This is a genomic window from Streptomyces sp. NPDC058092 (genome assembly GCF_042884935.1).
GTDB lineage: Bacteria > Actinomycetota > Actinomycetes > Streptomycetales > Streptomycetaceae > Streptomyces.
Window position 1 is genome coordinate 156,589 of sequence record NZ_JBHVSY010000002.1, and the last position, 24,331, is coordinate 180,919.

The 24,331-nt window shown below is 69.0% G+C and carries 20 protein-coding genes, 1 pseudogene and 1 riboswitch; of the genes and pseudogenes, 8 read left to right on the plus strand and 13 right to left on the minus strand.

Annotation, left to right across the window (positions count from 1 at the left end):
- Nucleotides 1-114: 114 nt before the first annotated feature.
- Both ACFVV1_RS04430 and ACFVV1_RS04435 read left to right on the plus strand, forming a co-directional pair.
- Nucleotides 115-657 carry an RNA 2'-phosphotransferase gene (locus ACFVV1_RS04430; RefSeq protein ID WP_389984300.1) on the plus strand — a complete coding sequence of 181 codons (543 nt, stop codon included), beginning with the start codon at nt 115-117 and terminating at the stop codon, nt 655-657.
- A 94-nt stretch (nt 658-751) separates the two neighbouring features.
- Nucleotides 752-988 (plus strand): annotated as a pseudogene (locus ACFVV1_RS04435) (LLM class flavin-dependent oxidoreductase); the annotation flags it as partial.
- A 37-nt stretch (nt 989-1,025) separates the two neighbouring features.
- On the opposite strand, the gene ACFVV1_RS04440 reads toward ACFVV1_RS04435, so the two are convergent.
- Together ACFVV1_RS04440 and ACFVV1_RS04445 are read right to left on the minus strand one after the other, a co-directional pair.
- Nucleotides 1,026-2,228: a hypothetical protein gene (locus ACFVV1_RS04440; protein ID WP_389984303.1), complete on the minus strand. Its 1,203-nt coding sequence runs from the start codon at nt 2,226-2,228 to the stop codon at nt 1,026-1,028.
- A 52-nt stretch (nt 2,229-2,280) separates the two neighbouring features.
- Complete coding sequence (locus tag ACFVV1_RS04445; protein WP_389984306.1) at nt 2,281-2,592, minus strand: hypothetical protein; 312 nt, start codon at nt 2,590-2,592, stop codon at nt 2,281-2,283.
- Nucleotides 2,593-2,695: 103 nt separating this feature from the next.
- On the opposite strand from ACFVV1_RS04445, the gene ACFVV1_RS04450 reads away from it, so the two are divergent.
- Both ACFVV1_RS04450 and ACFVV1_RS04455 read left to right on the plus strand, forming a co-directional pair.
- Complete coding sequence (locus ACFVV1_RS04450) at nt 2,696-3,595, plus strand: LLM class flavin-dependent oxidoreductase (RefSeq protein ID WP_389984309.1); 900 nt, start codon at nt 2,696-2,698, stop codon at nt 3,593-3,595.
- Nucleotides 3,596-3,761: 166 nt separating this feature from the next.
- Entirely contained in the window at nt 3,762-4,628 is an 867-nt protein-coding gene (locus tag ACFVV1_RS04455; protein WP_389984312.1) for a Cof-type HAD-IIB family hydrolase, read from the plus strand.
- A 94-nt stretch (nt 4,629-4,722) separates the two neighbouring features.
- On the opposite strand, the gene ACFVV1_RS04460 is transcribed toward ACFVV1_RS04455, so the two are convergent.
- The 5 genes from ACFVV1_RS04460 to hisC form a co-directional block, all read right to left on the minus strand.
- A complete protein-coding gene (locus tag ACFVV1_RS04460; RefSeq protein ID WP_389984315.1) occupies nt 4,723-6,429 on the minus strand; it encodes a GAF domain-containing sensor histidine kinase in 1,707 nt (568 codons plus the stop codon).
- 105 nt (nt 6,430-6,534) lie between these two features.
- A complete protein-coding gene (gene cydD, locus ACFVV1_RS04465; protein ID WP_389984318.1) occupies nt 6,535-10,050 on the minus strand; it encodes a thiol reductant ABC exporter subunit CydD in 3,516 nt (1,171 codons plus the stop codon).
- Nucleotides 10,051-10,165: 115 nt separating this feature from the next.
- Complete coding sequence (gene cydB / locus ACFVV1_RS04470) at nt 10,166-11,167, minus strand: cytochrome d ubiquinol oxidase subunit II (protein ID WP_389984321.1); 1,002 nt, start codon at nt 11,165-11,167, stop codon at nt 10,166-10,168.
- 18 nt (nt 11,168-11,185) lie between these two features.
- Entirely contained in the window at nt 11,186-12,697 is a 1,512-nt protein-coding gene (locus tag ACFVV1_RS04475) for a cytochrome ubiquinol oxidase subunit I (RefSeq protein WP_389984324.1), read from the minus strand.
- Nucleotides 12,698-13,002: 305 nt separating this feature from the next.
- Nucleotides 13,003-14,082, minus strand: coding sequence for a histidinol-phosphate transaminase (gene hisC, locus ACFVV1_RS04480; protein ID WP_389984327.1), 1,080 nt, complete (start codon nt 14,080-14,082; stop codon nt 13,003-13,005).
- 405 nt (nt 14,083-14,487) lie between these two features.
- Between hisC and ACFVV1_RS04485 the strand changes: the two genes are divergently transcribed.
- The 3 genes from ACFVV1_RS04485 to ACFVV1_RS04495 all read left to right on the plus strand — a co-directional run bounded on the left by ACFVV1_RS04485 (nt 14,488) and on the right by ACFVV1_RS04495 (nt 17,838).
- A complete protein-coding gene (locus tag ACFVV1_RS04485) occupies nt 14,488-15,600 on the plus strand; it encodes a LacI family DNA-binding transcriptional regulator (protein WP_389984330.1) in 1,113 nt (370 codons plus the stop codon).
- 158 nt (nt 15,601-15,758) lie between these two features.
- Entirely contained in the window at nt 15,759-16,832 is a 1,074-nt protein-coding gene (locus tag ACFVV1_RS04490; RefSeq protein ID WP_389985125.1) for a metallophosphoesterase, read from the plus strand.
- Nucleotides 16,833-17,013: 181 nt separating this feature from the next.
- Nucleotides 17,014-17,838 carry a hypothetical protein gene (locus tag ACFVV1_RS04495; protein WP_389984333.1) on the plus strand — a complete coding sequence of 275 codons (825 nt, stop codon included), beginning with the start codon at nt 17,014-17,016 and terminating at the stop codon, nt 17,836-17,838.
- Nucleotides 17,839-17,912: 74 nt separating this feature from the next.
- On the opposite strand, the gene ACFVV1_RS04500 is transcribed toward ACFVV1_RS04495, so the two are convergent.
- Nucleotides 17,913-18,500 carry a GNAT family N-acetyltransferase gene (locus ACFVV1_RS04500; RefSeq protein WP_389984336.1) on the minus strand — a complete coding sequence of 196 codons (588 nt, stop codon included), beginning with the start codon at nt 18,498-18,500 and terminating at the stop codon, nt 17,913-17,915.
- A gap of 144 nt (nt 18,501-18,644) precedes the next feature.
- On the minus strand, nt 18,645-20,459 hold the full coding sequence (gene thiC / locus ACFVV1_RS04505; RefSeq protein WP_389984339.1) for a phosphomethylpyrimidine synthase ThiC: 1,815 nt from the start codon (nt 20,457-20,459) through the stop codon (nt 18,645-18,647).
- Nucleotides 20,452-20,585, minus strand: a riboswitch (TPP riboswitch). Its footprint overlaps the gene before it by 8 nt.
- 70 nt (nt 20,586-20,655) lie before the next feature.
- Between thiC and ACFVV1_RS04510 the strand changes: the two genes are divergently transcribed.
- On the plus strand, nt 20,656-21,978 hold the full coding sequence (locus ACFVV1_RS04510) for a YibE/F family protein (protein WP_389984342.1): 1,323 nt from the start codon (nt 20,656-20,658) through the stop codon (nt 21,976-21,978).
- An 81-nt stretch (nt 21,979-22,059) separates the two neighbouring features.
- Here ACFVV1_RS04510 and ACFVV1_RS04515 read toward each other — a convergent pair whose 3' ends face one another.
- The 4 genes from ACFVV1_RS04515 to ACFVV1_RS04530 all read right to left on the minus strand — a co-directional run bounded on the left by ACFVV1_RS04515 (nt 22,060) and on the right by ACFVV1_RS04530 (nt 24,307).
- Entirely contained in the window at nt 22,060-22,497 is a 438-nt protein-coding gene (locus ACFVV1_RS04515; protein WP_266747352.1) for an SsgA family sporulation/cell division regulator, read from the minus strand.
- Between the two features lie 101 nt (nt 22,498-22,598).
- Nucleotides 22,599-23,369 (minus strand): IclR family transcriptional regulator, encoded by a 771-nt coding sequence (locus ACFVV1_RS04520; RefSeq protein WP_389984345.1) that lies wholly within the window; start codon nt 23,367-23,369, stop codon nt 22,599-22,601.
- Nucleotides 23,370-23,612: 243 nt separating this feature from the next.
- Nucleotides 23,613-23,825 carry a DUF5326 family protein gene (locus ACFVV1_RS04525; RefSeq protein ID WP_389984348.1) on the minus strand — a complete coding sequence of 71 codons (213 nt, stop codon included), beginning with the start codon at nt 23,823-23,825 and terminating at the stop codon, nt 23,613-23,615.
- A gap of 164 nt (nt 23,826-23,989) precedes the next feature.
- Complete coding sequence (locus ACFVV1_RS04530) at nt 23,990-24,307, minus strand: cupin domain-containing protein (RefSeq protein ID WP_114245560.1); 318 nt, start codon at nt 24,305-24,307, stop codon at nt 23,990-23,992.
- Nucleotides 24,308-24,331: the final 24 nt, after the last annotated feature.

The window sequence follows — 24,331 nt, forward strand, 5'->3', positions numbered from 1 at the left end:
GTTGGCTGTGGATCAAACCTGTAGACGGAAATTGCTACAGCGAATAAAATTACTGTAGTGAATCGAGGTGAAATCCGGATGCGCGTGAGCGACCGCCGTGGGCACTCTGACGGAATGGACGAAAGACGCATCATCAAGGTGTCCAAGTACCTCTCGAAACACCTGCGGCACCAGCCGGAGCGGATCGGCATCACGCTCGACGCGAACGGCTGGGTGCCGATCGGCGAACTGCTGCGCGCCACGGCCCGCAACAACTTCCCGATCACCCGGAGCGAGCTCGACCATGTGGTCGCCGTCAACGACAAACAGCGCTTCGCCGTCGAGAACGGCCGTATTCGCGCCAGCCAGGGCCACACCGTCCCGGTGGACCTCGCTCTCCCGCCGGCCGAGCCGCCCGCGTACCTCTACCACGGCACGGTGGGCAGCGCGCTGGACGCGATCCGCAGGGAGGGCCTGCGGCCCATGAACCGCACGCACGTCCACCTCTCGCCCGACCGTGAGACCGCGACCAGGGTCGGGGCCCGGCGCGGTCGTGCCGTGGTTCTGTCCGTGGACGCGGGCGCCCTGCACCGCGCGGGCCACACCTTCTACGTCAGCGCCAACGGAGTCTGGCTCACCGCTGCCGTGCCACCCGCGTTCCTGAGCTCCCGCGACTGATCCGGCGACCGCCGGGCCGAGGGCCTGTGCTCTTCCGCGGAGGCGGGCCCACCCGTTTTTGGACCCGTATGGTCGTAGACATGTGGTCGTAGACATGCGTCTGAGCACTGTCATTCTGCCGATCCACCGCTGGAACGAGGGCCAAAGGCTCTGGCAGCGCGCCGAGGATCTGGGGTTCCACTCCGCCTACACCTACGACCACCTGGCCTGGCGGACCTTCCGCGACGGTCCCTGGTTCGGCGCGGTACCGACCCTCACCGCCGCGGCCGCCGCCACCCAGCGGATGCGCCTGGGCACCCTCGTCACCTCAGTCAAGCCTCGTTCGCCCATCGCAGCCCGACCAGCGGGTGGCTTCTCCGCACAGGCGCTCAGCGCCGTCCCGCACCGAGCAGCTCACTCAGGCGGTCGCCGATGACGGACACCCCAGGGCGCGGCTCGCTCTCGTAGTACCAGGGCTTGCGCCGGCGCAGCAGCGCATCACCGTGCTCGCTCCAAGTGAATCCGGGTTTCCGCAGAAGCTTCCGGAACACCACGTCGGCTGCCTCCGGGTGGGCGGTGGCCAGTCGGCGGATCGGCAGTGGCGTGATCGACTCCTCGCGCAGGTACGTGCGCAGCAGGTCCTGGTGCTCTCTGCGGCCTGCGAGGGCGGGGTCCTCGAAGAGGTCCCGCAGCATCCCGTAGTCCGCGTAGAAGTTGAGCCCGTCGACGCGATCGTAGATGACACCGATGGTGTCCGAATCCGCGAGTTCCCACGGCAGTTCGAAGAAGGGCAGGCCGGGGAGCCGCCTGCCCCGAGCACGGCCGGGCTGTCCGTCGACTGTTGCCTTCTGGCGTCGGCGGTAGTAGGCGTTGAGTCGTTCCTCGGCTTCGGCAGGCGGAAGGACCAGTTCGTCGCTGCCGCAGAACTCGATGAATGCGGCTCGGTCCTCCCGCATCCGCTGCCATCCCTGCTCGATCTTCGCGGGGTTGCGGAAGACCAGCTCGTGCTGGCTGGTGGCAAGGCGGAGGGCGGCTTGGGCGATCTCGACGGCGCTGGACTCGGGGTAGTACGACATCGCCCCGGACACCAGCCACGCCCCGCCTGTCGAGTGCACGGGTACCAGGCAGGTGTGGAGAAACCCTCCCTTGGACACTCCACGGAACGCGGCCAGTCCGACGTTCGAGTACGTGCGAAACTCCAGGTCGTTGACCAGGTTGAGCAGGACGACGGCGTCCCTTTCCTTGCGCCGGATCTCGAAGACGCCCTCGACCGGGTCACGCCAGCCGAGCAGCATCTCCCGGTCGGAGGCGGTCAAGTCCTTCCGTGCGGCGACGAACCGGTCCACCACCGTCGAGCCGCCCGGCAGGCGGTATCGCAGGATGAAGTGGTCGGTGATCCGGATCGCCTCGCCTTCGTCCAACTGCCGTTCAGGCCCTGCGGCCTCCAGCAGGAGAGGCGTCAACCACCGGTCGAAGCGGGCGCTCTGCGCGAAGGCGACCAGTCGCCCCTTCAACGTGGCACTGCGCTCGATGAGATCCGTCAGCGACGGTCCACCGGCGCCCTGATTCGTGCCCTCTACGGGGTCATCCATGTCCAGCCCTTCCGTGCAAGCCGGCTCCGCTTGAAGTGTGAGATGTCCGACCTCAACCCGCCCAGTGACGGTATGCCTCGATCCACTCCGAGCCATCAGGCGCCGGGACGGGCAGCGGCAGCTCCAGGATTCCGATCGACTGCCGCATGCCGCCACGAGAGCACAGGGTGACGATCCGGCCGTCCGGTGTGAGGTCGATGCCGCGCACGGTCACCTCGACGCCGAGGACCGCGGTGGTGAAGGGCAGACCGAGGTGTTCCTCAATCTTGGTGAACAGACCGGTCAACTGCTCGTCCTCGCCATAGGCATCGATAGTCGCCTCGTCGATCATGGCTTCGAGTTCGGCTTTGCCCAGCATGTCCATGAAGCCACCGTAGCGGCCTCCACTGCGACGCCGGCGCGGCTTCCTGGTTCTGGCTCCGGCGGCACATCCGTGGCAGCGGAAAGCCCCGCGTATCGTCTGAGGCATGCGTCTGAGCACTGTGATTCTTCCGATCCACCGCTGGAACGAGGGCCAGAAGTTCTGGCAGCGCGCCGAGGACATGGGGTTCCACGCCGCCTACACCTACGACCACCTGGCCTGGCGGACCTTCCGCGACGGACCCTGGTTCGGCGCGGTACCGACCCTCACCGCCGCGGCAGCCGCCACCCAGCGGATGCGCCTGGGCACCCTCGTCACCTCACCCAACTTCCGGCACCCCGTCACGCTGGCCAAGGACCTCATCACGCTGGACGACGTCTCCCGCGGACGCGTCACCCTCGGCATCGGCGCCGGCGGCAACGGATTCGACGCCACGACGCTGCGCCGGAGCGACGAGGAGGCATGGACGCCGCGCGAACGGGCCGATCACTTCGACGAGTTCGTACCGCTGCTCGACCAGCTGCTGCGCGAGCCCTCGGTGACGTACGAAGGCCGGTTCTACGCGGCGAACGAGGCCCGGAACATCCCCGGCTGTGTGCAGCGGCCGCGGCTGCCCTTCGCGGTGGCCGCCACCGGGCCGCGCGGGATGAAGCTCGCCGCGCGGTACGGCCAGGCATGGGTCACCACGGGCGACCCGAAGCTGTACGAAGCGGGCACCCCGGAGCAGTCCGTGGAGGCCATGCGAGGGCAGCTCACCAAGCTGGGCGCGACCTGCGAGTCCAGCGGCCGGGATGTCGCCGAGCTGGACAAGATCCTTCTCACCGGTTTCACACCGGACCGTCCGCTGAAGTCCTTCGACGCCTTCGTGGATTTCGCGGGCACCCACTTCGCGCTGGGCTTCACGGAGATCGTCATTCACTGGCCGGTCCCCGACTCCGACTTCGCCGCGGACGAGAAGATCTTCGAACGCATCGCCACCGAGGGCCTGTCCCAGCTCGGCCGCTGACCGGACACCCGGACCAGCACGAGCGGACCGGGCGGACCGGCCAGCGGACCGGCCCGAACCCGACCTGCTGGCATATGCGTCAGGCATGTTCCCCGGTCAGGGGCGCGCATCTTCATATGCGCGCCCCTCTGCACGCCCGTGCACCGTCGTACGCGAGAATGAGCGTGTGACCTCAGCTACCGACTCGCCCTCGCCTGCCGCTCCCCGGCTGATCGCCACCGACCTGGACGGCACCCTGCTGCGCGACGACAAGACCGTCTCGGACCGTACGGTCGCCGCGCTCGCCGCCGCCGAGGAGGCCGGGATCGAGGTCTTCTTCGTCACCGGACGCCCGGCGCGCTGGATGGATGTCGTCAGCGACCATGTCCACGGCCACGGCCTGGCGATCTGCGCGAACGGCGCCGCGGTCGCCGATCTGCACGCGGACGGCAAGCTGGTCAAGGTCCGCCCGCTGGCACGCGACATCGCCCTCGACGTCGTGCACACCCTGCGCGCCGCAGCCCCCGGCACCTCCTTCGCCGTCGAGCTGACCACGGGCATCCACTACGAGCCGGCCTACCCGCCCTTCCACCTGGACCCGGGTGCCACCGTCGCCGTCGCCGAGAAGCTGCTCCACGAGGAGAAGCCGGGCGCCGGCGCCCCGGTGCTGAAGCTCCTCGCCCATCACGCCGAACTGGCCCCGGACGACTTCCTCGCCCTGGCCCGTACGGCAGCCGGCGACCGGGCTTCCTTCACCCGGTCCAGTCCCACAGCCCTGCTGGAGGTCAGCGGACCCGGGGTCTCCAAGGCCAGCACCCTGGCGCTCTGCTGCGCCGAGCGCGGCATCTCGCCCGCCGAGGTCGTCGCCTTCGGCGACATGCCCAACGACGTGGAGATGCTCAGCTGGGCGGGCACGTCGTACGCGATGGGCAACGCCCACCCGGCCGCGCTCGCCGCCGCGTCCGGCCGGACCACCACCAACGGCGACGACGGCGTCGCGGTCGTCATCGAACGCATCCTCGCCGAGCGCCGGACGCCCGACGCCCCACGCTGAGACGCGCTGCTCCCGACGCCCCACGCTGACGCGCACCGCTGAGGCCCACGCCCCGACGCCCCTGCGGGGCCGGCCCCCTGAGCTCCCGGCGGCCTCAGATCGGCGCCTCCCACACCACCGTCGTGCCGCCCCCGTCCTCCCCGATGCCGGGCCCGAACCAGCTCGCGCCACCGAGCGATTCCGCCCGGCGCGCCAGGTTCCGCAACCCGCTGCGCCGACCGCCCTCCGGGAGGCCCACCCCGTCGTCGGCGACTGACAGCCGCACCGCGTCCCTCCCGTCGGGCAGTGCGACGGTCGCGTCGACGACCACATCGATCGACGAGGCCTCCGCGTGCCGGAAGGCATTGGAGAGCGCCTCCCGCAGCGCCGCGATCAGGTTCTTACCGGTCAGCTCGCCGACCAGCGAGTCCACCGGGCCGAGGAAGCGGTGCGAGGGTTTGAACCCCAGCGGGACCGCCGCCATGTTGATCTCGCGCAGCACGCGGGTGCGCAGCCCGGACGGCGCCTCGGCCGGTTCCTGCTGCAGCGCGAAGATCGCGGTGCGGATCTCCTGAATGGTCACGTCCAGTTCGTCGACCGCCCGGCCGACACCCGTCTGCACCTCGGGCACGACCGACCGGCGCTGGGCACTCTCCAGCATCATTCCGGTGGCGAACAGCCGCTGGATGACCAGGTCGTGCAGATCGCGAGCGATCCGGTCACGGTCCTCGTACACCGCCAGCCGCTCCCGGTCCCGCTGCGCCTCGGCCATCATCAACGCGAGCGCGGCCTGCGAGGCGAACTGGGTGGCGAGGGTCCGTTCCGTCTCCGTGAACGGCCGGTCGCCCCGGGCGCGAGGGGTGGCAAGCGCGCCAAGCACCCGTCCGCCGCTGTGCAGGGGCAGCAGCATGCTCGGGCCGAAGTGGTGTGCCAGCCCGGTGATCATGCGGGGATCGGTGGCCGAATCGTCGATGAAGACCGCCTCGCCGCTCAGCAGCCTCGCCACCACCGGGCTCTCCGGCCCGATGATCACCCCCAGCGGGGCGCAGGCGTCATCCGCGGAGACGGCGACGATCTCCAAACCGCCCTCCTCGGCCGGCAGCAGCACGATCCCGGCGGCGGACGCGGCGAGATGGCGGGCCTGTTCGGCGACGACGGAGAGCGCGTCATCGGCGTCACCGCCGGAGAGCAGGGCAGTGGTGACCGCCACCGACCCGTCGATCCACCGCTCACGCTGGCGTGCCGCCTCGTACAGCCGGGCGTTGCCGATGGCGATCCCGGCCTCCGTGGCGAGCACCCGCAGCATGTGCAGGTCGTAGTCGTTGAACTCGCCCCCGTCGTCCTTCTCCGCCAGATAAAGATTTCCGAAGATCTCCCCCTGGACCCTGATCGGGACGCCGAGGAAGGTGCGCATCGGGGGATGGCCGGGCGGGAATCCGGCGAACCGGGGATCGGCCGTCAGATCGGCGAGCCGCACCGGGACAGGGTCGCGGATCAGCGCGCCGAGCAGTCCGCGGTGCCCGTCGGGGCGGCGGCCGATCTCGTGCGCCACCTCGTCCGGCACTCCGTAGGTGACGAAATCGGAGAGCCCCTCGCCCTCCTGGTCGACCACGCCGATGGCGGCGTAGCGGGAGTGGGCGAGTTCGGCCGCCGTCTCGCAGATCCGGTCGAGGGTGGAGTGCAGTTCGAGGCCCGTGCCGACGGAACGCATGGCTTCCAGCAGCTGCGGTACCCGGGCGGTGAGTTCGGTGGACAGGCCCTGCAGGCTGCGGGTCGCCCGGGTCGCGGCTTCGAGTGAGTCCTTCGGGTCCTGCTCTGGCATACCCCGAGACTAGTTAGTCCCTATTAGTGAGGAAAGTCGGCTATCGTGCCGCCCCGCTCACACCCGCACGCCGACGGCTCCTTCGGAACCTCTGCGCTCTCCCGCTCACACCCGCACTCCCATCGCCTCCTCAGCCACCCCTTCGGTCTCCCGCTCGCGCTCCAGCATCCGGCGCAATGGGCCTTCCTCGGCGGCGAGATCGGCGTACGGGCCCCGCTGCACGACCCGGCCGGCCTCCAGCACCACCACCTCGTCGACGGCTTCGAGCCCTTGCAGGCGGTGGGTGATCAGCACCGTCGTACGCCCCCGGGTGGCGGCCAGCAGGTCCGCGGTCAGGGCGTCCGCGGTCGCCAGGTCGAGGTGTTCCGCGGGCTCGTCCAGGACGAGTACGGGGAAGTCGGCGAGGATCGCCCGGGCCAGGGCGAGGCGCTGGCGCTGGCCGCCGGAGAGGCGCGCGCCGTGTTCACCGACGAGGGTGTCGAGCCCGTCGGGCAGTGCCTCGGCCCAGTCGAGCAGCCGTGCCCTGTCGAGGGCGGCCCGCAGTTCCTCGTCCGTCGCGCCGGTACGGGCCAGCCGCAGGTTCTCCCGGATGGAACTGTCGAAGATGTGGGCGTCCTGGGCGCACAGCCCGACGAACCCCCGCACCGTGTCCCCCTCCAGCGCGCAGGCCTCGACACCGCCGATCCGGTACGTCCCCTTCCGTGCGTCCAGGAAGCGGAGCAGGACCTGCGCGAGGGTCGTCTTGCCGGAGCCGGAAGTCCCGACCACCGCGATCCGCCGACCGGCCGTCAGACGCAGGTCGACGGAGTCCAGGGCGTCCCGTTCCGCTCCCGCGTACCGGGCGGACAGCCCCCGTACCTCCAGCGGGAAGGGCGATCCGGGCGTCCCGGCCGGGCTGGCTGGTTCGCGCACCGGCAGCGGGGCGTCCAGCACCTCGTACACCCGCTCCGCGCTGCGCTTGACCCGCTGCCGGTACTGCACGGCGAGCGGCAGACCGGTCACGGCCTCGAAGGCGGCCAGCGGCGTGAGCACCACCACCGCGAGCTCCACACCCGCGAGCCGCCCGTCGTACACGGCGGGGAGGGCGACGAGTGCGGTGGCGACGACGGTGAGGCCGCCGATCAGGGCGATGAGGCCGCCGCCGAGCGCGGTGGCGGTCGCCGCGCGGGCGGCGATGCGGGTGAGGACGCCGTCGGCCTCCCGGGACCGCGCCTTGCGGGCGGGCAGGGCGCCCGCGACGGTCAGTTCGGCAGTCCCGCCGAGCAGGTCGGTGATCCGGGTGGCCAGATCGGCACGTGCCGGGGCCAGTTGGCGTTCCGCGTGGCGGGAGCAGGCGCCGCTGACCAACGGCACCCCCGCTCCGGCCAGCAGCAGTCCGGCGGCCAGCACGACGCCCGCCGCCGGCAGCAGCCAGCCGATGAACCCGGCGGTCGCCGCTCCCACGACGACGGCGGTCCCGGCGGGCAGCAGCCAGCGCAGCCAGTAGTCCTGCAGGGCGTCGACATCGGCGACGAGCCGGGAGAGCAGGTCCCCGCGCCGGGTCCGGCGCAGACCGGCCGGCGCGATGCGCTCCAGCCCGCGGTAGACCGCGACGCGCAGCTCGGCGAGCATCTTGAGCACCGCGTCGTGGGACACCAGGCGCTCGGCGTAGCGGAAGACGGCCCGTCCGAGGCCGAAGGCGCGGGTCGCGGTCACGGCGACCATCAGATAGAGCACCGGAGGCTGCTCGGAGGCACGGGAGATCAGCCAGCCGGAGACGGCCATGAGTCCGACGGCCGAGCCCAGGGCGAGGCTTCCCAGCAGCAGCGCGAGTGCCAGCTGTCCGCGCTGCGCCCCGGCGGCCTCCCGGACCCGGGCGAGGATCTGTCCGGGGCGGGCCGCGGTGTCCCGCAGCGCCTCGGGCTCCGGCGCCGCGGCACTTCCTGCGGCGGGTGCGTCCGTAGGACCTGGCACCGCGACGGACTCCTCGGGCTTCTCCGGCCGGAGCGTCACAGGTTCCAGTCTCACCACCCGGTCGGCCAGCGGAAGCAGCGCCGGGCGGTGCACGACCAGCAGCACGGTCCGCCCCTGCGCCAGTCTCCGTACCGCCTCGACGATCCCCGCTTCCGTCTCGCCGTCCAGGCTCGCGGTCGGCTCGTCGAGCAGCAGCAGCGGGCGGTCGGCGAGGAAGGCGCGTGCGAGTGCGAGCCGCTGGCGCTGACCGGCGGAGAGGCCCGCACCGTCCTCGCCGAGGAGCGTCTGCGCACCGTCCGGCAGTTCCGCCACGAAGTCGTACGCCCCGGCGTCCCGCAACGCCGCCGTCACCGCGCCGTCGTCCGCGTCCGGCCGGGCCAGCCGTACGTTCTCCGCGATCGTGCCCGCGAAAAGATACGGGCGCTGCGGGACCCAGGCGATCCGTTCCCGCCAGCGTTCCGGGGCCAGGGTCGCCAGATCGACGCCGCCGACCCGCACCCGCCCCTCGTCGGGTGCCGTGAAGCCCAGCACCACATCGAGAAGGGTGGACTTCCCGACGCCGCTCGGGCCGACCAGAGCAACGGTCTCCCCCTCGTCCACCACCAACGAGGCCCCGTCCAGGGAAGCTTCGGTACGGCCTTCGTGCCGTACGGTCACCCCCTCCAGCTCCAGTCGCAGCGACTCCGGAATGTCCTCCGTACCGCCCGGCCGGGGCTCGGTCTCCAGGACCGAGAAGATCTCCTCCGCGGCCGAGAGCCCCTCGGCGGCCGCGTGGTACTGCGCGCCGACCTGGCGGATCGGCAGATAGGCCTCGGGGGCCAGGATCAGCACCACCAGACCGGTGTAGAGGTCGAGTTCGCCGTGTACGAGCCTCATGCCGATGGTGACGGCGACGAGGGCCACCGACAGGGTCGCCAACAGCTCCAGGGCGAAGGACGACAGGAACGCGATCCGCAGGGTCCGCAACGTGGCCCGCCGGTACTGCGAGGTGATGGCGCGGATGGATTCGGCCTGTGCCTTGGCACGGCCGAACACCTTCAGCGTCGGCAGTCCGGCGACCACGTCGAGGAAGTGCCCGGAGAGGCGGGAAAGCAGCCGCCACTGGCGGTCCATCCGCGATTGGGTGGCCCAGCCGATCAGGATCATGAAGAGCGGGATGAGCGGCAGCGTGACCACGATGATCGCTGCCGAGACCCAGTCCTCGGTGACGATCCTGGCAAGGACGGCCACCGGCACGACCACCGCGAGTCCGAGCTGTGGCAGATAGCGCGCGAAGTAGTCGTCGAGCGCGTCGACGCCCCGGGTGGCGAGCGCCACCAGGGAGCCGGTGCGCTGCCCGCTCAGCCAGCCGGGCCCGAGCTCCGCGGCCCGCTCCAGCAGCCGGCCGCGGAGTTCGGACTTGACCGCCGCGCTGGCCCGGTACGCGGCCAGTTCGGTCAGCCAGGAGACCAGCGCCCGGCCGAGCGCTACCGCCGCGAGCAGGATCAGCGGGGTCCGCAGCCCGGAGACGGTCAGCCCGTCCTCGAACCCGCCCACCACCACTTCGGCGACGAGCATGGCCTGGGCGATGACCAGCGCTGCCCCGACGACTCCGAGCGCCACCACGGCTGCCAGGAAGAGGCGGGTGGCGCGCGCGTAGCGGAGCAGGCGCGGGTCGATCGGTTTCACGTGAAACAGCCCCTAGCGAACTCGGTCGGTGGGCCGGGGCCTGTCCGGCGGTTCGGGTCCGGACAGGCCCCGGATACGTGCCCGGCGGATCAGAACCGGACAGGCCCCGGGTGCGTCAGTGCGCTTCGGCGATGTGCTGCGTGCCGATGCGCTTGCGGAACACCCAGTACGTCCAGCCCTGGTAGAGCAGGACGACGGGGGTCGCGATCCCCGCACACCAGGTCATGATCTTCAGCGTGTACGGGGTGGACGAGGCGTTGGTGACCGTGAGGTTCCAGGCGTCGTTCAGCGAGGACGGCATGACGTTCGGGAAGAGCGCCAGGAAGAGCATGGCGACCGCGGCCACGATGGTCACGCCGGAGAGCGCGAACGCCCAGCCCTCACGTCCCGCCGCGACCGCACCGATCGCACCGACCACCGCCAACACGGCGGTGATCATCGCCAGCAGGCTCCAGCCGTCGCCGTTGTCGATCTGGGTCCAGATCAGGAAACCGAGGGCGAGCACCGCGGTGACCGGCCCGAGCTTCAGCGCCAGCTTGCGCGCCCGCTCCCGGATGTCCCCGACCGTCTTGAGCCCCGCGAACACGGCACCGTGGAAGGTGAAGAGGGTGAGCGTGACCAGTCCGCCGAGGATGGCGTACGGGTTGAGCAGGTCCCAGAAGGTGCCCACGTACTCCATGTCGGCGTCGATCTTCACGCCGCGCACGATGTTCCCGAAGGCCACGCCCCAGAGCAGGGCCGGGATCAGCGAGGTCCAGAAGATCGCGTGTTCCCAGTTGGTCTGCCACTTCTCCTCGGGCCGCTTCGACCGGTACTCGAAGGCGACACCCCGCACGATCAGGCAGACCAGGATAATCAGCAGCGGCAGGTAGAAGCCGGAGAACAGGGTGGCGTACCACTCGGGGAAGGCGGCGAAGGTCGCACCGCCCGCGGCGAGCAGCCACACTTCGTTGCCGTCCCAGACGGGCCCGATCGTATTGATCAGAACCCGCCGCTCCTTGCGGTCCCGGGCCAGCAGCTTGGTGAGGACACCGATCCCGAAGTCGAATCCCTCCAGGAAGAAGTAGCCGGTCCAGAGGACGGCGATGAGTACGAACCAGACGTCGTGGAGTTCCATCTCTCAGCTCCTCTGCTCTCAGTAGGAGAAGGCCATCGGCCGGTCGGCGTCGTCATGGTCGTCGCCGCCGATCCTGGTGGGCGGGTTGAGGTCGGCCTCCGTGAGCTCCGGCGGCCCGGCCTTGATGTACTTCACGAGCAGCTTGACCTCGACCACCGCGAGCGCGGCGTAGAGCAGGGTGAAGCCGATCATCGAGGTGAGGACCTCGCCCTGGGAGGCGCCGGGGGAAACCGCGTCGCGGGTCTGGAGCACGCCGTAGACGACCCAGGGCTGGCGGCCCATCTCGGTGAAGATCCAGCCCCAGGAGTTGGCGATCAGCGGGAAGAGCAGCGTCCAGAGCGCGACGATCCAGTAGCACTTGGCGAGCTTCGGGCTGAGGGCCTTGTTCTTGAAGAGGACCAGATGGGGAACCTCGTCCTCACCGGTCCGCATCGCCGGCGGCAGCATGAACTTCCGTCGCGTCAGCCACAGTCCGAGGATGCCGAGGGCGAAGGACGCCATCCCGAAGCCGATCATCCAGCGGAAGCTCCAGAAGGCGACCGGGATGTTGGGCCGGTAGTCGCCGGGGCCGAACTTCTCCTGCTCGGCCTTGTTGATGTCGTTGATGCCGGGGACGTACGAGGTGAAGCTGTCGTCCGCGAGGAAGGACAGTATCCCGGGGATGGAGATCTCCACGGTGTTGTGGCCCTTGGCCACGTCGCCGACCGCGAAGATCGAGAAGGGTGCCGAGTTCTGCCCCTCCCAGAGCGCCTCCGCGGCGGCCATCTTCATCGGCTGCTGCTTGAACATGACCTTGCCGAGCTGGTCACCGCTGACGGCAGTGAGAAGTCCGGCGATCACCACGGTGACCAGTCCGAGCCGCAGCGAGGTCCGCATCACCGGGATGTGCTTCTTGCGCGCCAGATGGAAGGCGGCGATGCCGACCATGAACGCGCCTCCGACCAGGAAGGCGGCGGTGACGGTGTGGAAGAACTGGGCGAGCGCGGTGTTCTGGGTGAGCACATGCCAGAAGTCGGTGAGCTCGGCCCGGCCGCGCTCCTTGTTGATCCGGTAGCCGACCGGGTGCTGCATCCAGGAGTTGGCCGCCAGGATGAAGTACGCGGACAGGATGGTCCCGATGGAGACCATCCAGATGCAGGCGAGATGGATCTTCTTCGGGAGCTTGTCCCAGCCGAAGATCCACAGGCCGATGAAGGTGGACTCGAAGAAGAACGCGATCAGTGCCTCGAACGCGAGCGGGGCACCGAAGATGTCGCCGACGAACCGGGAGTAGTCGGACCAGTTCATACCGAACTGGAACTCCTGAACGATGCCGGTGACGACGCCCATGGCGATGTTGATCAGGAAGAGCTTGCCCCAGAATTTCGTCGCTCTGAGGTACTTGTCCTTGTTCGTCCGCACCCAGGCGGTCTGCAGGCCGGCGGTGAGCGCGGCGAGAGAGATCGTCAGGGGGACGAACAGGAAGTGGTAGACGGTGGTGATACCGAACTGCCATCGCGCCAGGGTTTCCGGCGCCAGAGCTAGCTCCACGTCGTCTTCTCCTTACGTCGCCGTAGTCGCACCGACAGTTTGCCCGTTAAATCCGACTAATCAGGGGAGGAAACAGGACACGCTTGTGAACGCGTTCACATTCACAAGCAATTATGACGCACGGACTTTCGGGACGTTCGGGCGGGGTACCCCTCTTGGGATGTTCCGATCAATCCCCCCGAAGCAGACACCCCGGAACACCTCGGTCCGGGCACCTCCCAGCCCCCGAACGCGAAGGCCCCGCACCTCGCCGAACGAGGTACGGGGCCCTGGGCCTTCCAGTGCGCGCAGGCGGTCTGCGCGCTCTACAGCTCCCTGCGGTACGACTCCGTGACCTTCAGGAACAGGTCGTTCGCCTCGTCCTCCCCGATCGAGACCCGCACCCCCTCGCCCGCGAACGGCCTGACCATCACACCGGCCCGCTCGCACACCGCGGCGAAGTCGGCGGTACGGTCCCCGAGCCGCAGCCAGACGAAGTTCGCCTGAGACTCGGGAACGGTCCACCCCTGGTCCGCCAGCGCCCGCTGCACCCGGTTCCGCTCGCACACCAAGGAGCCGACCCGCCCCAGGAGTTCGTCCTCGGCACGCAGCGAGGCGACCGCCGCGTCCTGTGCGAGCTGGCTGACCCCGAAGGGCACCGCCGTCTTGCGCAGCGCGGCCGCCACCGGCTCGTGGGCCACGGCGAAACCGACCCGCAGACCCGCCAGGCCGTACGCCTTGGAGAACGTCCGCAGCACCGCCACATTGGGCCGGTCCCGGTAGATCTCGATGCCGTCCGGCACCTCGGCATCGCGGATGAACTCCCGGTACGCCTCGTCGAGCACCACCAGGACATCGCCCGGCACCCGGTCCAGGAACCGCTCCAGCTCGGCCCGGCGCACCACGGTGCCGGTCGGGTTGTTGGGATTGCAGACGAAGATCATCCGGGTGCGGTCCGTGACCGCGTCCGCCATCGCGTCGAGGTCGTGCACCTCACCCTCGGTCAGCGGGACCTTCACCGAGGTCGCACCACTGACCTGCGTGATGATCGGGTACGCCTCGAAGGAACGCCAGGCGTAGATGACCTCGTCCCCCGGACCCGAGGTGGCCTGGAGCAGCTGCTGCGCCACACCGACCGAGCCGGTTCCGGTGGCGAGGTGCGAGACGGGCACACCGAAACGGTCGGCCAGCTCGTTCATCAGACCGGTGCAGGCCATGTCCGGGTAGCGGTTGAAGTTCGCGGCCGCGGCCAGGGTGCTCTCCATCACCCCGGGCAGCGGGGGATAGGGGTTCTCGTTGGAGGACAGCTTGAAAGCAACCGGTCCACCGGCAGCAGCCGGCTTGCCCGGCACATAGGCGGGGACGCCGTCCAGCTCGGCGCGCAGCTTGGGGCTCGTCTCGCTCACCGCAGGTCCTCCTAGACCGTCTGTACACATCAATACTGCTCACCTTATGAGGATTGGGCTCCGCTGCGAATGGCCGGAGCGTCCCGAACGCCCCGCGCGGCCGGGACCAGAGCTTCCCCTCGTCCCGTGCGGCCGGGGACGGGGGGGGAGCGCTTCCCTCCCTGACGCGCGCCGGTGGCTCACTCCGTGGCGCGCGTCCCCCGAAGAGGTGAGATGAGACCTCTTCGAGACATCGACCATTTAGTAGGCCCCTCGGCTTCGACGCATGACACACTACGGTCAACATCGCCAACGACCTTGGTTTTCAAGGCATTTGATGTTCAATGATCATGCAGAAACGTGCCTGTCAACGAGTGAATATGCGGCCGGGCCAACCTGCCTTCCGAGCCCTACTATCGGCTCGCCATGACAGCAGCAGGGAAGCACCAGGTGAGCCGGACGGAGACACCCCGGCGCGGCGGCCGGCAAGGACGAGCGGGAATCCGGGATGTGGCCGCCGCCGCCGGGGTCTCCATCACGACCGTCTCCGACGCGCTCAACGGCAAGGGCAGGCTCCCGGACGCCACCCGCCGCCATGTCCGTGAGGTCGCAGAGCGCCTGGGCTACCGCCCTTCCGCCGCGGCCCGAACCCTCCGTACCGGCAAGTCCGGCCTCATCGGCCTGACCGTGACGACCTACGGGGACGAACCCTTCACCTTCACCGAGTTCGCCTATTTCGCCGAGATGGCCAGAGCGGCCACCTCCGCCGCGCTCGCCCGCGGCTACGCCCTCGTCATCCTGCCCGCCACCTCACGCCACGACGTCTGGTCGAACGTCGCTCTCGACGGCACCGTCGTGATCGACCCCTCCGACCAGGACCCGGTCGTCACGGAACTCGTACGCCAGGGGCTGCCCGTCGTCTCGGACGGCCGGCCGGCCGGCACCCTCCCCGTCACCGCCTGGGTCGACAACGACCACCGGGCCGCCGTGCTCGACCTCCTCGACCATCTCGCCGCCGCCGGAGCCCGCCGCATCGGCCTGCTCACCGGCACCACCACCGACACATACACCCGTCTCTCCACCACCGCGTACCTCCACTGGTGCGAGCGTGTGGGCCAGGACCCGGTGTACGAGTCCTACCCCGCCCACGACCCGTGCGCGGGCGCGGTCGCCGCCGACCGGCTGCTCGCCCGCCCGGACCGGCCCGACGCCGTCTACGGGCTCTTCGACCCCAACGGCACCGATCTGCTGGCAGCCGCCCGTCGATACGGCCTGCGCGTCCCCGAGGACCTGCTGCTGGTCTGCTGCAGCGAGTCCACCGTGTACGCGACGACCGAGCCCCCCATCACCACCCTCTCGCTGAAGCCGCGCAGAATCGGCACGGCGGTCGTCCAGCTTCTGATCGACGCCATCGAAGGCGTGGAACACGACGGGCCGGTGGAGCAGGTCATACCGACGGAGCTCATCGTCCGGACGTCCTCGCAACGCCGTCCACCCCGCACCACGGTCAGTGCGCCCCGCTCCCCCGCCGGGGATTGATCAGGCGATTTCGGACCAATCGGCCGGTGAACCTGACGTGCGCCCGGATTCACCACCCCTGGTGCGTCACAGAGCACGATTCGCATTCCTATGATGGGCGCACGACACCGCGGACCGCCCCGACCAGCAGGGCCCGTCAGGTGTACGGCGGCGCGACGGTGGTGGAGGGGTCGATGACACAGGGGGCCGGTCAGGAACCCGTGGTGCGGACTGCGACGTTGCGTGACTTCCGCGTACCGCCCTATGCGCAGACTCCGATGCCGCCTTCACCGCCGCACCCGGGCAACGCCGTTCCGGGAGACGGGCTGCCGGAGGGGTACACCCCCACCGCACGCGACCTTCCGGTGATCAACCGCGGTGACACCGCCCAGGTGCGGGCCGTCCTCGACCCGCGGCCCGCCCCGGAGCCGGGGCTCGGACCGCTGTACGTCGTCGGCGACGTCCACGGCTATCTGGACGAGCTCCACGCCGCCCTCGCCGAGCAGGGCCTCATCGACGCCGCGGGCAACTGGTCCGCGGGCAATGCCCGGCTCTGGTTCCTGGGCGATTTCACCGACCGGGGACCCGACGGCATCGGCGTCATCGACCTGGTGATGCGCCTCTCCGCCGAGGCCGCGGCCGCGGGCGGCTACTGCAAGGCCCTGATGGGCAATCACGAACTGCTGCTCATCGGCGCCAAGCGGTTCGGCGACACCCCGGTCAACTCCGGCGCCGGCACCGCCACCTTCCAGGCCGCCTGGCTGCTCAACGGCGGCCAGAAGAACGACATGGAGCGGCTCCAAGACGTCCACCTCCAGTGGATGTCCCGGCTCGACGCGATCGTCGAGGAGGACGGGCATCTGCTGACACACTCCGACACGACGGCATACCTCGACTACGGCAGCACCATCGAGGACGTCAACGACACCGTGCACGCCATTCTCACGCGTAACGACGCCGACGAGTGCTGGGACCTCTTCCGGAAGCTCACGAAGCGGTTCGCCTTCCGCGACGAGGCGGGGCCGCAGGCCGTACGGGAGCTGCTGTCGGCCTACGGCGGACAGCGCATCGTCCATGGTCACAGCCCCATTCCGTACCTCCTCGGCGAGGTCGGCTCGGAGGACGGAGAGGACGGTTCCGGTCCCGTGGTCGACGGCCCGCACGTGTACGCGGACGGACTCGCCATCGCCATGGACGGCGGAGTGACCATGGCCGGAAAGCTACTGGTCGTCCAACTGCCCCTGCATGACTGACGTCCATCAGGGAAGACGCTCCACGACCTGACCACGCCGACCACCGGGCCTATTTACGGAAACCCCCTGTCACCCCGTGCCGTGGGCGCTCTACCATCGGCGTATCAGTAGCAGGCTCTCCTCCGTTTCCGCCCAACTGCCCGGTCCGAGCGGGCATTCAGGCCCAACGGAGCATCGGGGGATGCACATGAACAGCGCTCCGCACCTGCTGGCCGAGGACCGCCCCGAGTACGAGCGGATCCTCGACGACGCACTGCGCCACGCCCATGAACGACCGGATCTGGCCGCGGTCGGCAAGCGGCTCAACGCCGTGCAGCTGCGCACCATGGCGCTGGACGCCACGGCGCTGATCAGCGCGACGGCCGCCACCGAGTACGAGCACTATGTGAAGGCCCGCGAAGAACTGCGCGGACCGGACGAAGGAACGGACGAGGACACCGGTCCCGGGTCCGGCATAAACCGTCAGAGCCAGTCGGGCGCCGGCATAGGAGCGGTCGTCACGGTTCTGGCACCCGTGCTCGCCGGCACCGCCGCGTTCATATTCCTGCTGGCCGGCTATCTGCTGAAACTGCTCAGCCCGCCGCCGTCCTTCGCCTCCACCATGGTCGCCGCAGGCTGGTTCTTCGCGGCGGTCATGGCCGCCGCCATCCTGGCCGCCGCCGTCGGACTGCTCGTCACCGCACTGCGCAACGGGTCGACGTCGCAGCCCGCCGAGGATTCCGGGGGCGAGCTTCCGGAGGATGTGGCGCGCGCCAGGGAGGCATGGCGCCACGCCCTGCTGGAGCGCGGCATCCTGCCGTTCCTCAGGGACGCGCTCGCCGACCCCGAAGCCGGCCCCGCGGCACGCACCCCGCACCGCTCGGAGAACCGCATCCCGAAGATCGGCTACAGCCGGCCGGACTTCACCAGCCCCGACGACGGCCCGGCGGCGGGCCCCCGCCCGACCTTCACCAGCCCGGACTTCACCAGCCCCGACTTCGGCGGCCCGGAGCATGAACCGGACTGACCGGATCCGGGGAACACGTACCCCCACCAGGGACACCGCGTCGGCCAACGGGCCGCGCGCCGGGCCGGCGTGGGTCAGCGGTCCCATGCCTTCGGGCGCGCCAGCGCCTCCCACTCGGGACGGAGCAGTGAGAGCACCGCGACGTCATGGCGGCGCCCCCGGTGCAGACACGCAGATCGCCGTATCCCCTCCTGGACGAACCCCGACCTGAGGAGAACGGCGAGCGCGGCCGCGTTGTCCGTGTGGGTGACCGCCTGAAGGCGGTACATGGGCAACTCGCCGAACGCCAGGTCCGTCAGCGCGTCGACTGCGTCCGTGCCGTATCCGCGACCGCGGTGCTGCGGAGCCAGCAGCAGCTCGACCTCGGCCGTACCGTCGGCGACATCCTGTTCGGTCAGGGCCACGTGGCCGACAGGCGTGCCGTCGGGAAGCACGACGACGAAGTCGTCACGGTCCTGGTCGTCGTGGCCGCGCTCGATGCGTTCCCGCAGCGACGTGAGCGAACGTGGCCAGATACCCATCGCATGAGCGGTTGCCGGATCGGACCGCCACTCCTGCAGCAGTTCGGCGTCATCGACTTCCACGGGAACGAAGGCGACGTTCCGCCCTCGCCAACACGGCTTCCGGTCCGCCTCGTTCGCCTCCGCCGCGCTATCGCTCATGCGCGGAGCCTACGGACACGCAACCGCCCTGATCACCTGCTTTTGGCACCGAGCGTCCGGAGCCTGCCGTGCGGACGCGGAGAGCCGCGGCCGAGTGGCGAAGACCTGCTGCGGTCTTCGCCCCTCGGCCACGCGTCGGACCGATCAGTCCGCGATCGGCAGATAGACCCGGTTGCCGGCTGCCGCGAACTCCTTGGACTTCTCCGCCATGCCCGCCTCGATCTCCGCCTGCGAACCGCCGTGTTCACGGCGGATGTCCTGGGAGATCTTCATCGAACAGAATTTCGGCCCGCACATCGAGCAGAAGTGCGCGGTCTTCGCCGGTTCGGCGGGCAGCGTCTCGTCGTGGAACTCCCGCGCCGTGACCGGGTCGAGAGCCAGATTGAACTGGTCCTCCCAGCGGAATTCGAAACGGGCGTCGGAGAGCGCGTCGTCCCAGTCCTGCGCCCCCGGGTGCCCCTTGGCGAGGTCCGCCGCATGGGCTGCGATCTTGTACGTGATGACGCCGGTCTTCACATCGTCGCGGTTGGGCAGGCCGAGGTGCTCCTTGGGCGTGACGTAACAGAGCATCGCCGTGCCCCACCACGCGATCATCGCCGCGCCGATGCCCGAGGTGATGTGGTCGTACGCCGGAGCGACATCGGTGGTCAGCGGGCCGAGCGTGTAGAACGGCGCCTCCTCGCAGATCTCCTGTTGGAGGTCAATGTTCTCCTTGATCTTGTGCATCGGGACATGGCCCGGGCCCTCGATCATGGTCTGGACGCCGTGCCGCTTGGCGATCGTGTTCAGTTCGCCGAGCGTGCGCAGTTCGGCGAACTGGGCCTCGTCGTTGGCGTCGGCGATCGAGCCGGGGCGCAGACCGTCGCCCAGCGAGTACGTCACGTCGTATGTGGCGAGGATCTCGCAGAGCTCCTCGAAGTGCTCGTACAGGAAGGACTCCTTGTGGTGCGCGAGGCACCACGCCGCCATGATCGAACCGCCGCGGGAGACGATGCCGGTCTTGCGTCGGGCGGTCAGCGGGACGTACGGCAGGCGCACGCCGGCGTGGACCGTCATGTAGTCGACGCCCTGCTCGGCCTGCTCGATGACGGTGTCCTTGTAGATCTCCCAGGTCAGCTCCTCGGCCCGGCCGTCGACCTTTTCGAGCGCCTGGTAGAGGGGAACGGTGCCGATCGGCACGGGGGAGTTGCGCAGGACCCACTCACGGGTGGTGTGAATGTTGCGGCCGGTGGAAAGGTCCATGACCGTGTCGGCGCCCCAGCGCGTCGCCCACGTCATCTTCTCCACCTCCTCCTCGATGGAGGACGTCACCGCGGAGTTGCCGATGTTGGCATTGACCTTCACCAGGAACCGCTTCCCGATGATCATCGGTTCGATCTCGGGGTGGTTGACGTTGGCCGGCAGTACGGCCCGGCCCGCGGCGATCTCCTCGCGCACCACCTCGGGCTCGGTGTTCTCCCGGATCGCCACGTATTCCATCTCCGGGGTGATCTCACCCCGGCGGGCATACGCGAGCTGGGTCACCGGCTGCCCGTTCCGGCTGCGGCGGGGCAGCCGGGGCCGGCCGGGGAAGACCGCGTCGAGGTTGCGCAGCCCTTCCCCATGATCTCGGCTTCGCTCGAGCAGGGGAGACCCCATTTGCGGCGAGGTGTGCTTGAGCCCGTCGTCCTCGGGGCGCGCGGGGCGGCCCGGGTACTCCTCGGTGTCGCCGCGCGCGATGATCCAGTTCTCCCGCAGCGGTGCGAGCCCGCGACGGACATCGGTCTCGGTGCTGGGATCGGTGTACGGACCCGACGTGTCGTACAGCGTCACGTCCTTGCCGTTGGTGAGGTGCACCTGACGGACCGGCACCCGGAGGTCCGGGCGTGAGCCCTGGACGTATCCCTTGTGCCAGCCGATGGACTTCCCGGCCTCGTCACTCTGGTTCGAGGCAGGCGTGCGTGCGTCCGATGTGGTCATGAGACCTACTCCCTACGCCGGCATTACCCGGTAACAGGTTCGGCGGTCGGCGCAGCCTGTCCCGTACGGATGTACGGATATCAGCGCCCTCTCAGCCCGGTGCTCCGAGCTCCCGCGTGTGCAAAGGTTCCTCCACGCTAGCCCCCTGTCCGGCCTAATGAACAGAGGGCCCCTCTCTTCTTGCGATGATCGGCCGGTGACGTCCCCCCAAATCGACTCCGAACCGCGAGGCCATCAGCACGGCCACTCGCACAGCCATGGTCCTGCCGCGCCCGTCTCGAAGCATCTGCGCAAGGTCATCGCGGCCGTGCTCATCCCGTTCGCCACCGCGGTCGTCGTCGGCCTGGTGGTGCTCTGGCCGGGCGGTGCTCCTCCGCACGAGCGGACCGGTGTCGGTTTCGACCGGCAGACCCAGCAGGCGAAGGTGGTGAAGGTCGACAAGGTGGACTGCAAGGACGTGAACGCCGCCCAGATGCCCATCAGCGGTGAGACCACCCCGCCGTCGGGGAGCGCGCCGGGGCTGTGCGAGAAGGCCACCGTCGAGGTGACGACCGGTCACGACAAGGGCCGGACCTTCGTCGAGATCGTCCAGCCCGACGCACCGCGTCAGTTGCGCCAGGGTCAGGGCGTGGTCGTGGCGTACGCCCCCGACGCACCCCACGATCTGCAGTACTCGGTGACGGATGTGAACCGGAAGTTCCCGATGGCGCTGCTGGCCGGGATCTTCGCCCTGGTCGTGGTCGCGGTGGGCAGGATGCGTGGGGTGATGGCTCTGGTCGCGCTCGCCGTGTCGTTCGCGGTACTGACCCTGTTCATCCTCCCGGCCATCCTCCAGGGCTCGAATCCCCTGCTCGTCGCGGTGATCGGGGCCAGTGCGATCATGCTGATCGCGCTCTACATGTGCCACGGTCCGACCGCCCGCACCTCGGTCGCGGTGATCGGCACACTGATCTCGCTCCTGCTGATCGGGCTGCTCGGATCGCTCTTCATCGGCTGGGCGAGCCTGACCGGCAACACCGACGACAGCACCGGCCTCATCCACGGCCTGTACCCGCACATCGACATGAGCGGCCTGCTGCTGGCCGGTGTCATCATCGGTTCGCTCGGGGTCCTCGACGATGTGACGGTCACCCAGACCTCGGCGGTCTGGGAGTTGCACCAGGCGAACCCGACGATGGGTGCGCGGGGGCTCTACAGGGCAGGGATCAGGATCGGGCGCGACCACATCGCCTCGGTCGTCAATACGCTGGTGCTCGCCTACGCGGGCGCGGCGCTGCCGCTGCTGCTGCTGTTCTCGATCGCCCGGAGCAGCGTGGGGGCGGTGGCCAACAGCGAGCTGGTGGCGGAGGAGATCGTACGAACACTGGTCGGCTCGATCGGGCTGGTCGCCTCGGTGCCGGTGACGACGGTGCTCGCCGCGCTGGTCGTCTCCGCGGACCGCACAGGGCTCGGCGCGGAAGCCGGAGCTTCAGCACCCGTACGGACCGGGAGAGGCCGCCGTCGCAGGGCGAAGCCTTGAACGCCCCCACCACGGAGAGCGATTCACCCATTCGGCGGGTGTCGCGTTCGACCTGCGGGCCGGTCTGCGACCCCGTGCTCTTCAGCCGGCGTTCTGCTCCTCGGCGAGGATCCGGCCCAGAGCCTCTTCCAGATTGCCCTCGAAGTCACCCAGCGTGCACTCCTGCCCGAGCGGCACGAGTTTGTCCGTCCGATCGAGAAAAGCCACAAGTGGCGCGGTACCGGCCCGGAAGAGGGCGCGATCCTCGCCCACCTGAAGCCGGATATGTACGTCGGAAAGCCCCTCGGGCTCCGTGGGTCCGATGTGCACATCGCCGTCGCCACTGGGGCTGTTGAGGCCGTCGAGCAGCAGCTCGCGGCCGAATGCCCAGGTGACGGGGGCGTCGCCGGGCAGATGGAAGGTCATCCGGATCGCATACGGATCACACACTTCGTACCGGAGCTCCACCGGGATCCGGAAAGAGAGCTCCTCGGAAACGAGGAAGCTCATCATGACCTCAGCTTGAACCGACTCGCGCATCGTTCAACCCCGCAGTAGATGAATCTGGCCAGGAATGATCCCCCATGGCCCTATTGACGCCATCGTGGTGCACGCGATAGCAGATCACAAGGAGTGATTTTTCAGATACTGATAGAGAACACGAACGAACGCAAGAGGTTGGCCACTTCGCCACGTAGTTGTTCGACTGCGGGGAGCAACCGGTCTTCCTGCTCCAGGGGTACCGAAATGGCCATCGCGGCGGCGGTGAATCCGGCAGTGATCGGGATGGCCGCGCAGACCGTCCCCAAGGCGTACTCCTGTCGTTCGATGACAGGTTCCATTCGTTCCAGCGACCGCAACCGCTCAAGGAGCGTCACGCGGTCCCTCACCGAGTAGCGGGTCAGCGGCCGTACCGGATGCCGGTCCAGATGGTCCTCGCGGGCCTTCTCGTCGAGTTGGCTCAGCAGACACTGGCCGATCGCATGGGCGTGCCCGGTCTCCCGGAAGGACGCCGACTCGTCCACCGCGGGGATGGCTGGGGTGTCGGCGACGGCGACGAGTTCGATCTCGCCCTCGCGGTAGACGGCGCAGTACACCGGTGCGCCGATGGTGTCGCGCCAGCGGCTCAGCGACTCCGTCATTCTGCTGCGACGATTCCGCAGGGAACCTTCATCGACCAGGCGCTCAGCGGCGGTTCCGAAGAGGAACACACCGTTCTCCCGGCGCAGATAGCCCTCGTGGGCCAGGGTGCGCAGCAGATGGTAGGCAGTGGGAAGGGGAAGGCCCGCTTCCCTGGCCAACTGCTTCGCGGGCGCCCCGTCTCGATGGGCACCCACAGCCTCCAGCAGCCTCAGCGCTCGCTGAACCGAACCGATCAACGTCGGGACAGCAGTGCTCGATGCCGTGGTCAACGGTCACCCCCAGGCATGGTGACGGGCAGTCAGCCCGCCTGTGGGGGCCGCCCCCACAGACCGCCGCATGACTGGGTTCGGAGACCGAACGCCGTACAAACCACTGGTCAGGGTGGTGACGGACAGTTAATTCCCAGGTGGTGGCGGCGGACTGCCACCATATCGGCCGCATCCGCGAGGGAGGTCGTTTCGTCTTCTGCTTAGCTCAGCTGGGCTAATCGCCCCGGCCGCCTTCCGATCGTCCTACCAGTCGCCGCGCGAGGAGGACGACGACATGAACTTGCGTACGACGAAGACGAGTCCACCGACCAGGATCACGAACACGAGAACCTTGAAGAGCAGACCGATCACGAACCAGACCACACTGGCGATCAGGCCGCCGAACACAACGATCGCGATGACCGGCACCGCGATCCACTTCACCCACCAGGGCATCCCCGCGAATATCTCCCGCACGGCCATCGTCCTTGCCTCGTCTCTGTGAGTTCCTGTTCCGCTGCTCCGATACTTCGATGCTAGACGCGCGGAGGGGGGCGGCGGCGGGCCCGCAGCCCTTGAAGTCCCCTGATCGACCCCCTAGGGATCCCTGATACCGGAGCCCGGCCCTCCGGGAGCGCGGCTCAGCTCTCCGGTGGCGAGAAGACCACCATGACCCGCAGGTCCTCGGTGATGTGGTGGAACTTGTGGGCCACTCCGGCGGGGACGTACACCACGCTCCCTCTTCCCACCTGTGTGGTTTCCATGCCGACCGTGATCGAGGCGCGGCCACTGACGATGAAGTAGACCTCGTCCTCCTTGTGCGGCTGCTGCGGGTCGAGCTCGCCGGCGTCCAGCGCGTACAGGCCGACGGACATGTTCCGTTCCTTCACGAACTGCAGATACGCGCCGTCGTTCGCGGCCCGTTCGGCCTCCAGCTCGTCCAGTCTGAATGCCTTCATGGCCCGTCCGCCCCTTGCCTCTGT

Excerpts from the sequence above, each read along its gene's own strand:
- ACFVV1_RS04430 (WP_389984300.1), top strand. The coding sequence starts at position 115 with ATGGACGAAAGACGCATCATCAAGGTGTCCAAGTACCTCTCGAAACAC.
- ACFVV1_RS04440 (WP_389984303.1), bottom strand. The coding sequence starts at position 2,228 with ATGGATGACCCCGTAGAGGGCACGAATCAGGGCGCCGGTGGACCGTCG.
- ACFVV1_RS04445 (WP_389984306.1), bottom strand. The coding sequence starts at position 2,592 with ATGGACATGCTGGGCAAAGCCGAACTCGAAGCCATGATCGACGAGGCG.
- ACFVV1_RS04450 (WP_389984309.1), top strand. The coding sequence starts at position 2,696 with ATGCGTCTGAGCACTGTGATTCTTCCGATCCACCGCTGGAACGAGGGC.
- ACFVV1_RS04460 (WP_389984315.1), bottom strand. The coding sequence starts at position 6,429 with ATGCCAGAGCAGGACCCGAAGGACTCACTCGAAGCCGCGACCCGGGCG.
- cydB (WP_389984321.1), bottom strand. The coding sequence starts at position 11,167 with ATGGAACTCCACGACGTCTGGTTCGTACTCATCGCCGTCCTCTGGACC.
- ACFVV1_RS04485 (WP_389984330.1), top strand. The coding sequence starts at position 14,488 with ATGACAGCAGCAGGGAAGCACCAGGTGAGCCGGACGGAGACACCCCGG.
- ACFVV1_RS04495 (WP_389984333.1), top strand. The coding sequence starts at position 17,014 with ATGCACATGAACAGCGCTCCGCACCTGCTGGCCGAGGACCGCCCCGAG.
- ACFVV1_RS04500 (WP_389984336.1), bottom strand. The coding sequence starts at position 18,500 with ATGAGCGATAGCGCGGCGGAGGCGAACGAGGCGGACCGGAAGCCGTGT.
- thiC (WP_389984339.1), bottom strand. The coding sequence starts at position 20,459 with ATGACCACATCGGACGCACGCACGCCTGCCTCGAACCAGAGTGACGAG.
- ACFVV1_RS04515 (WP_266747352.1), bottom strand. The coding sequence starts at position 22,497 with ATGCGCGAGTCGGTTCAAGCTGAGGTCATGATGAGCTTCCTCGTTTCC.
- ACFVV1_RS04530 (WP_114245560.1), bottom strand. The coding sequence starts at position 24,307 with ATGAAGGCATTCAGACTGGACGAGCTGGAGGCCGAACGGGCCGCGAAC.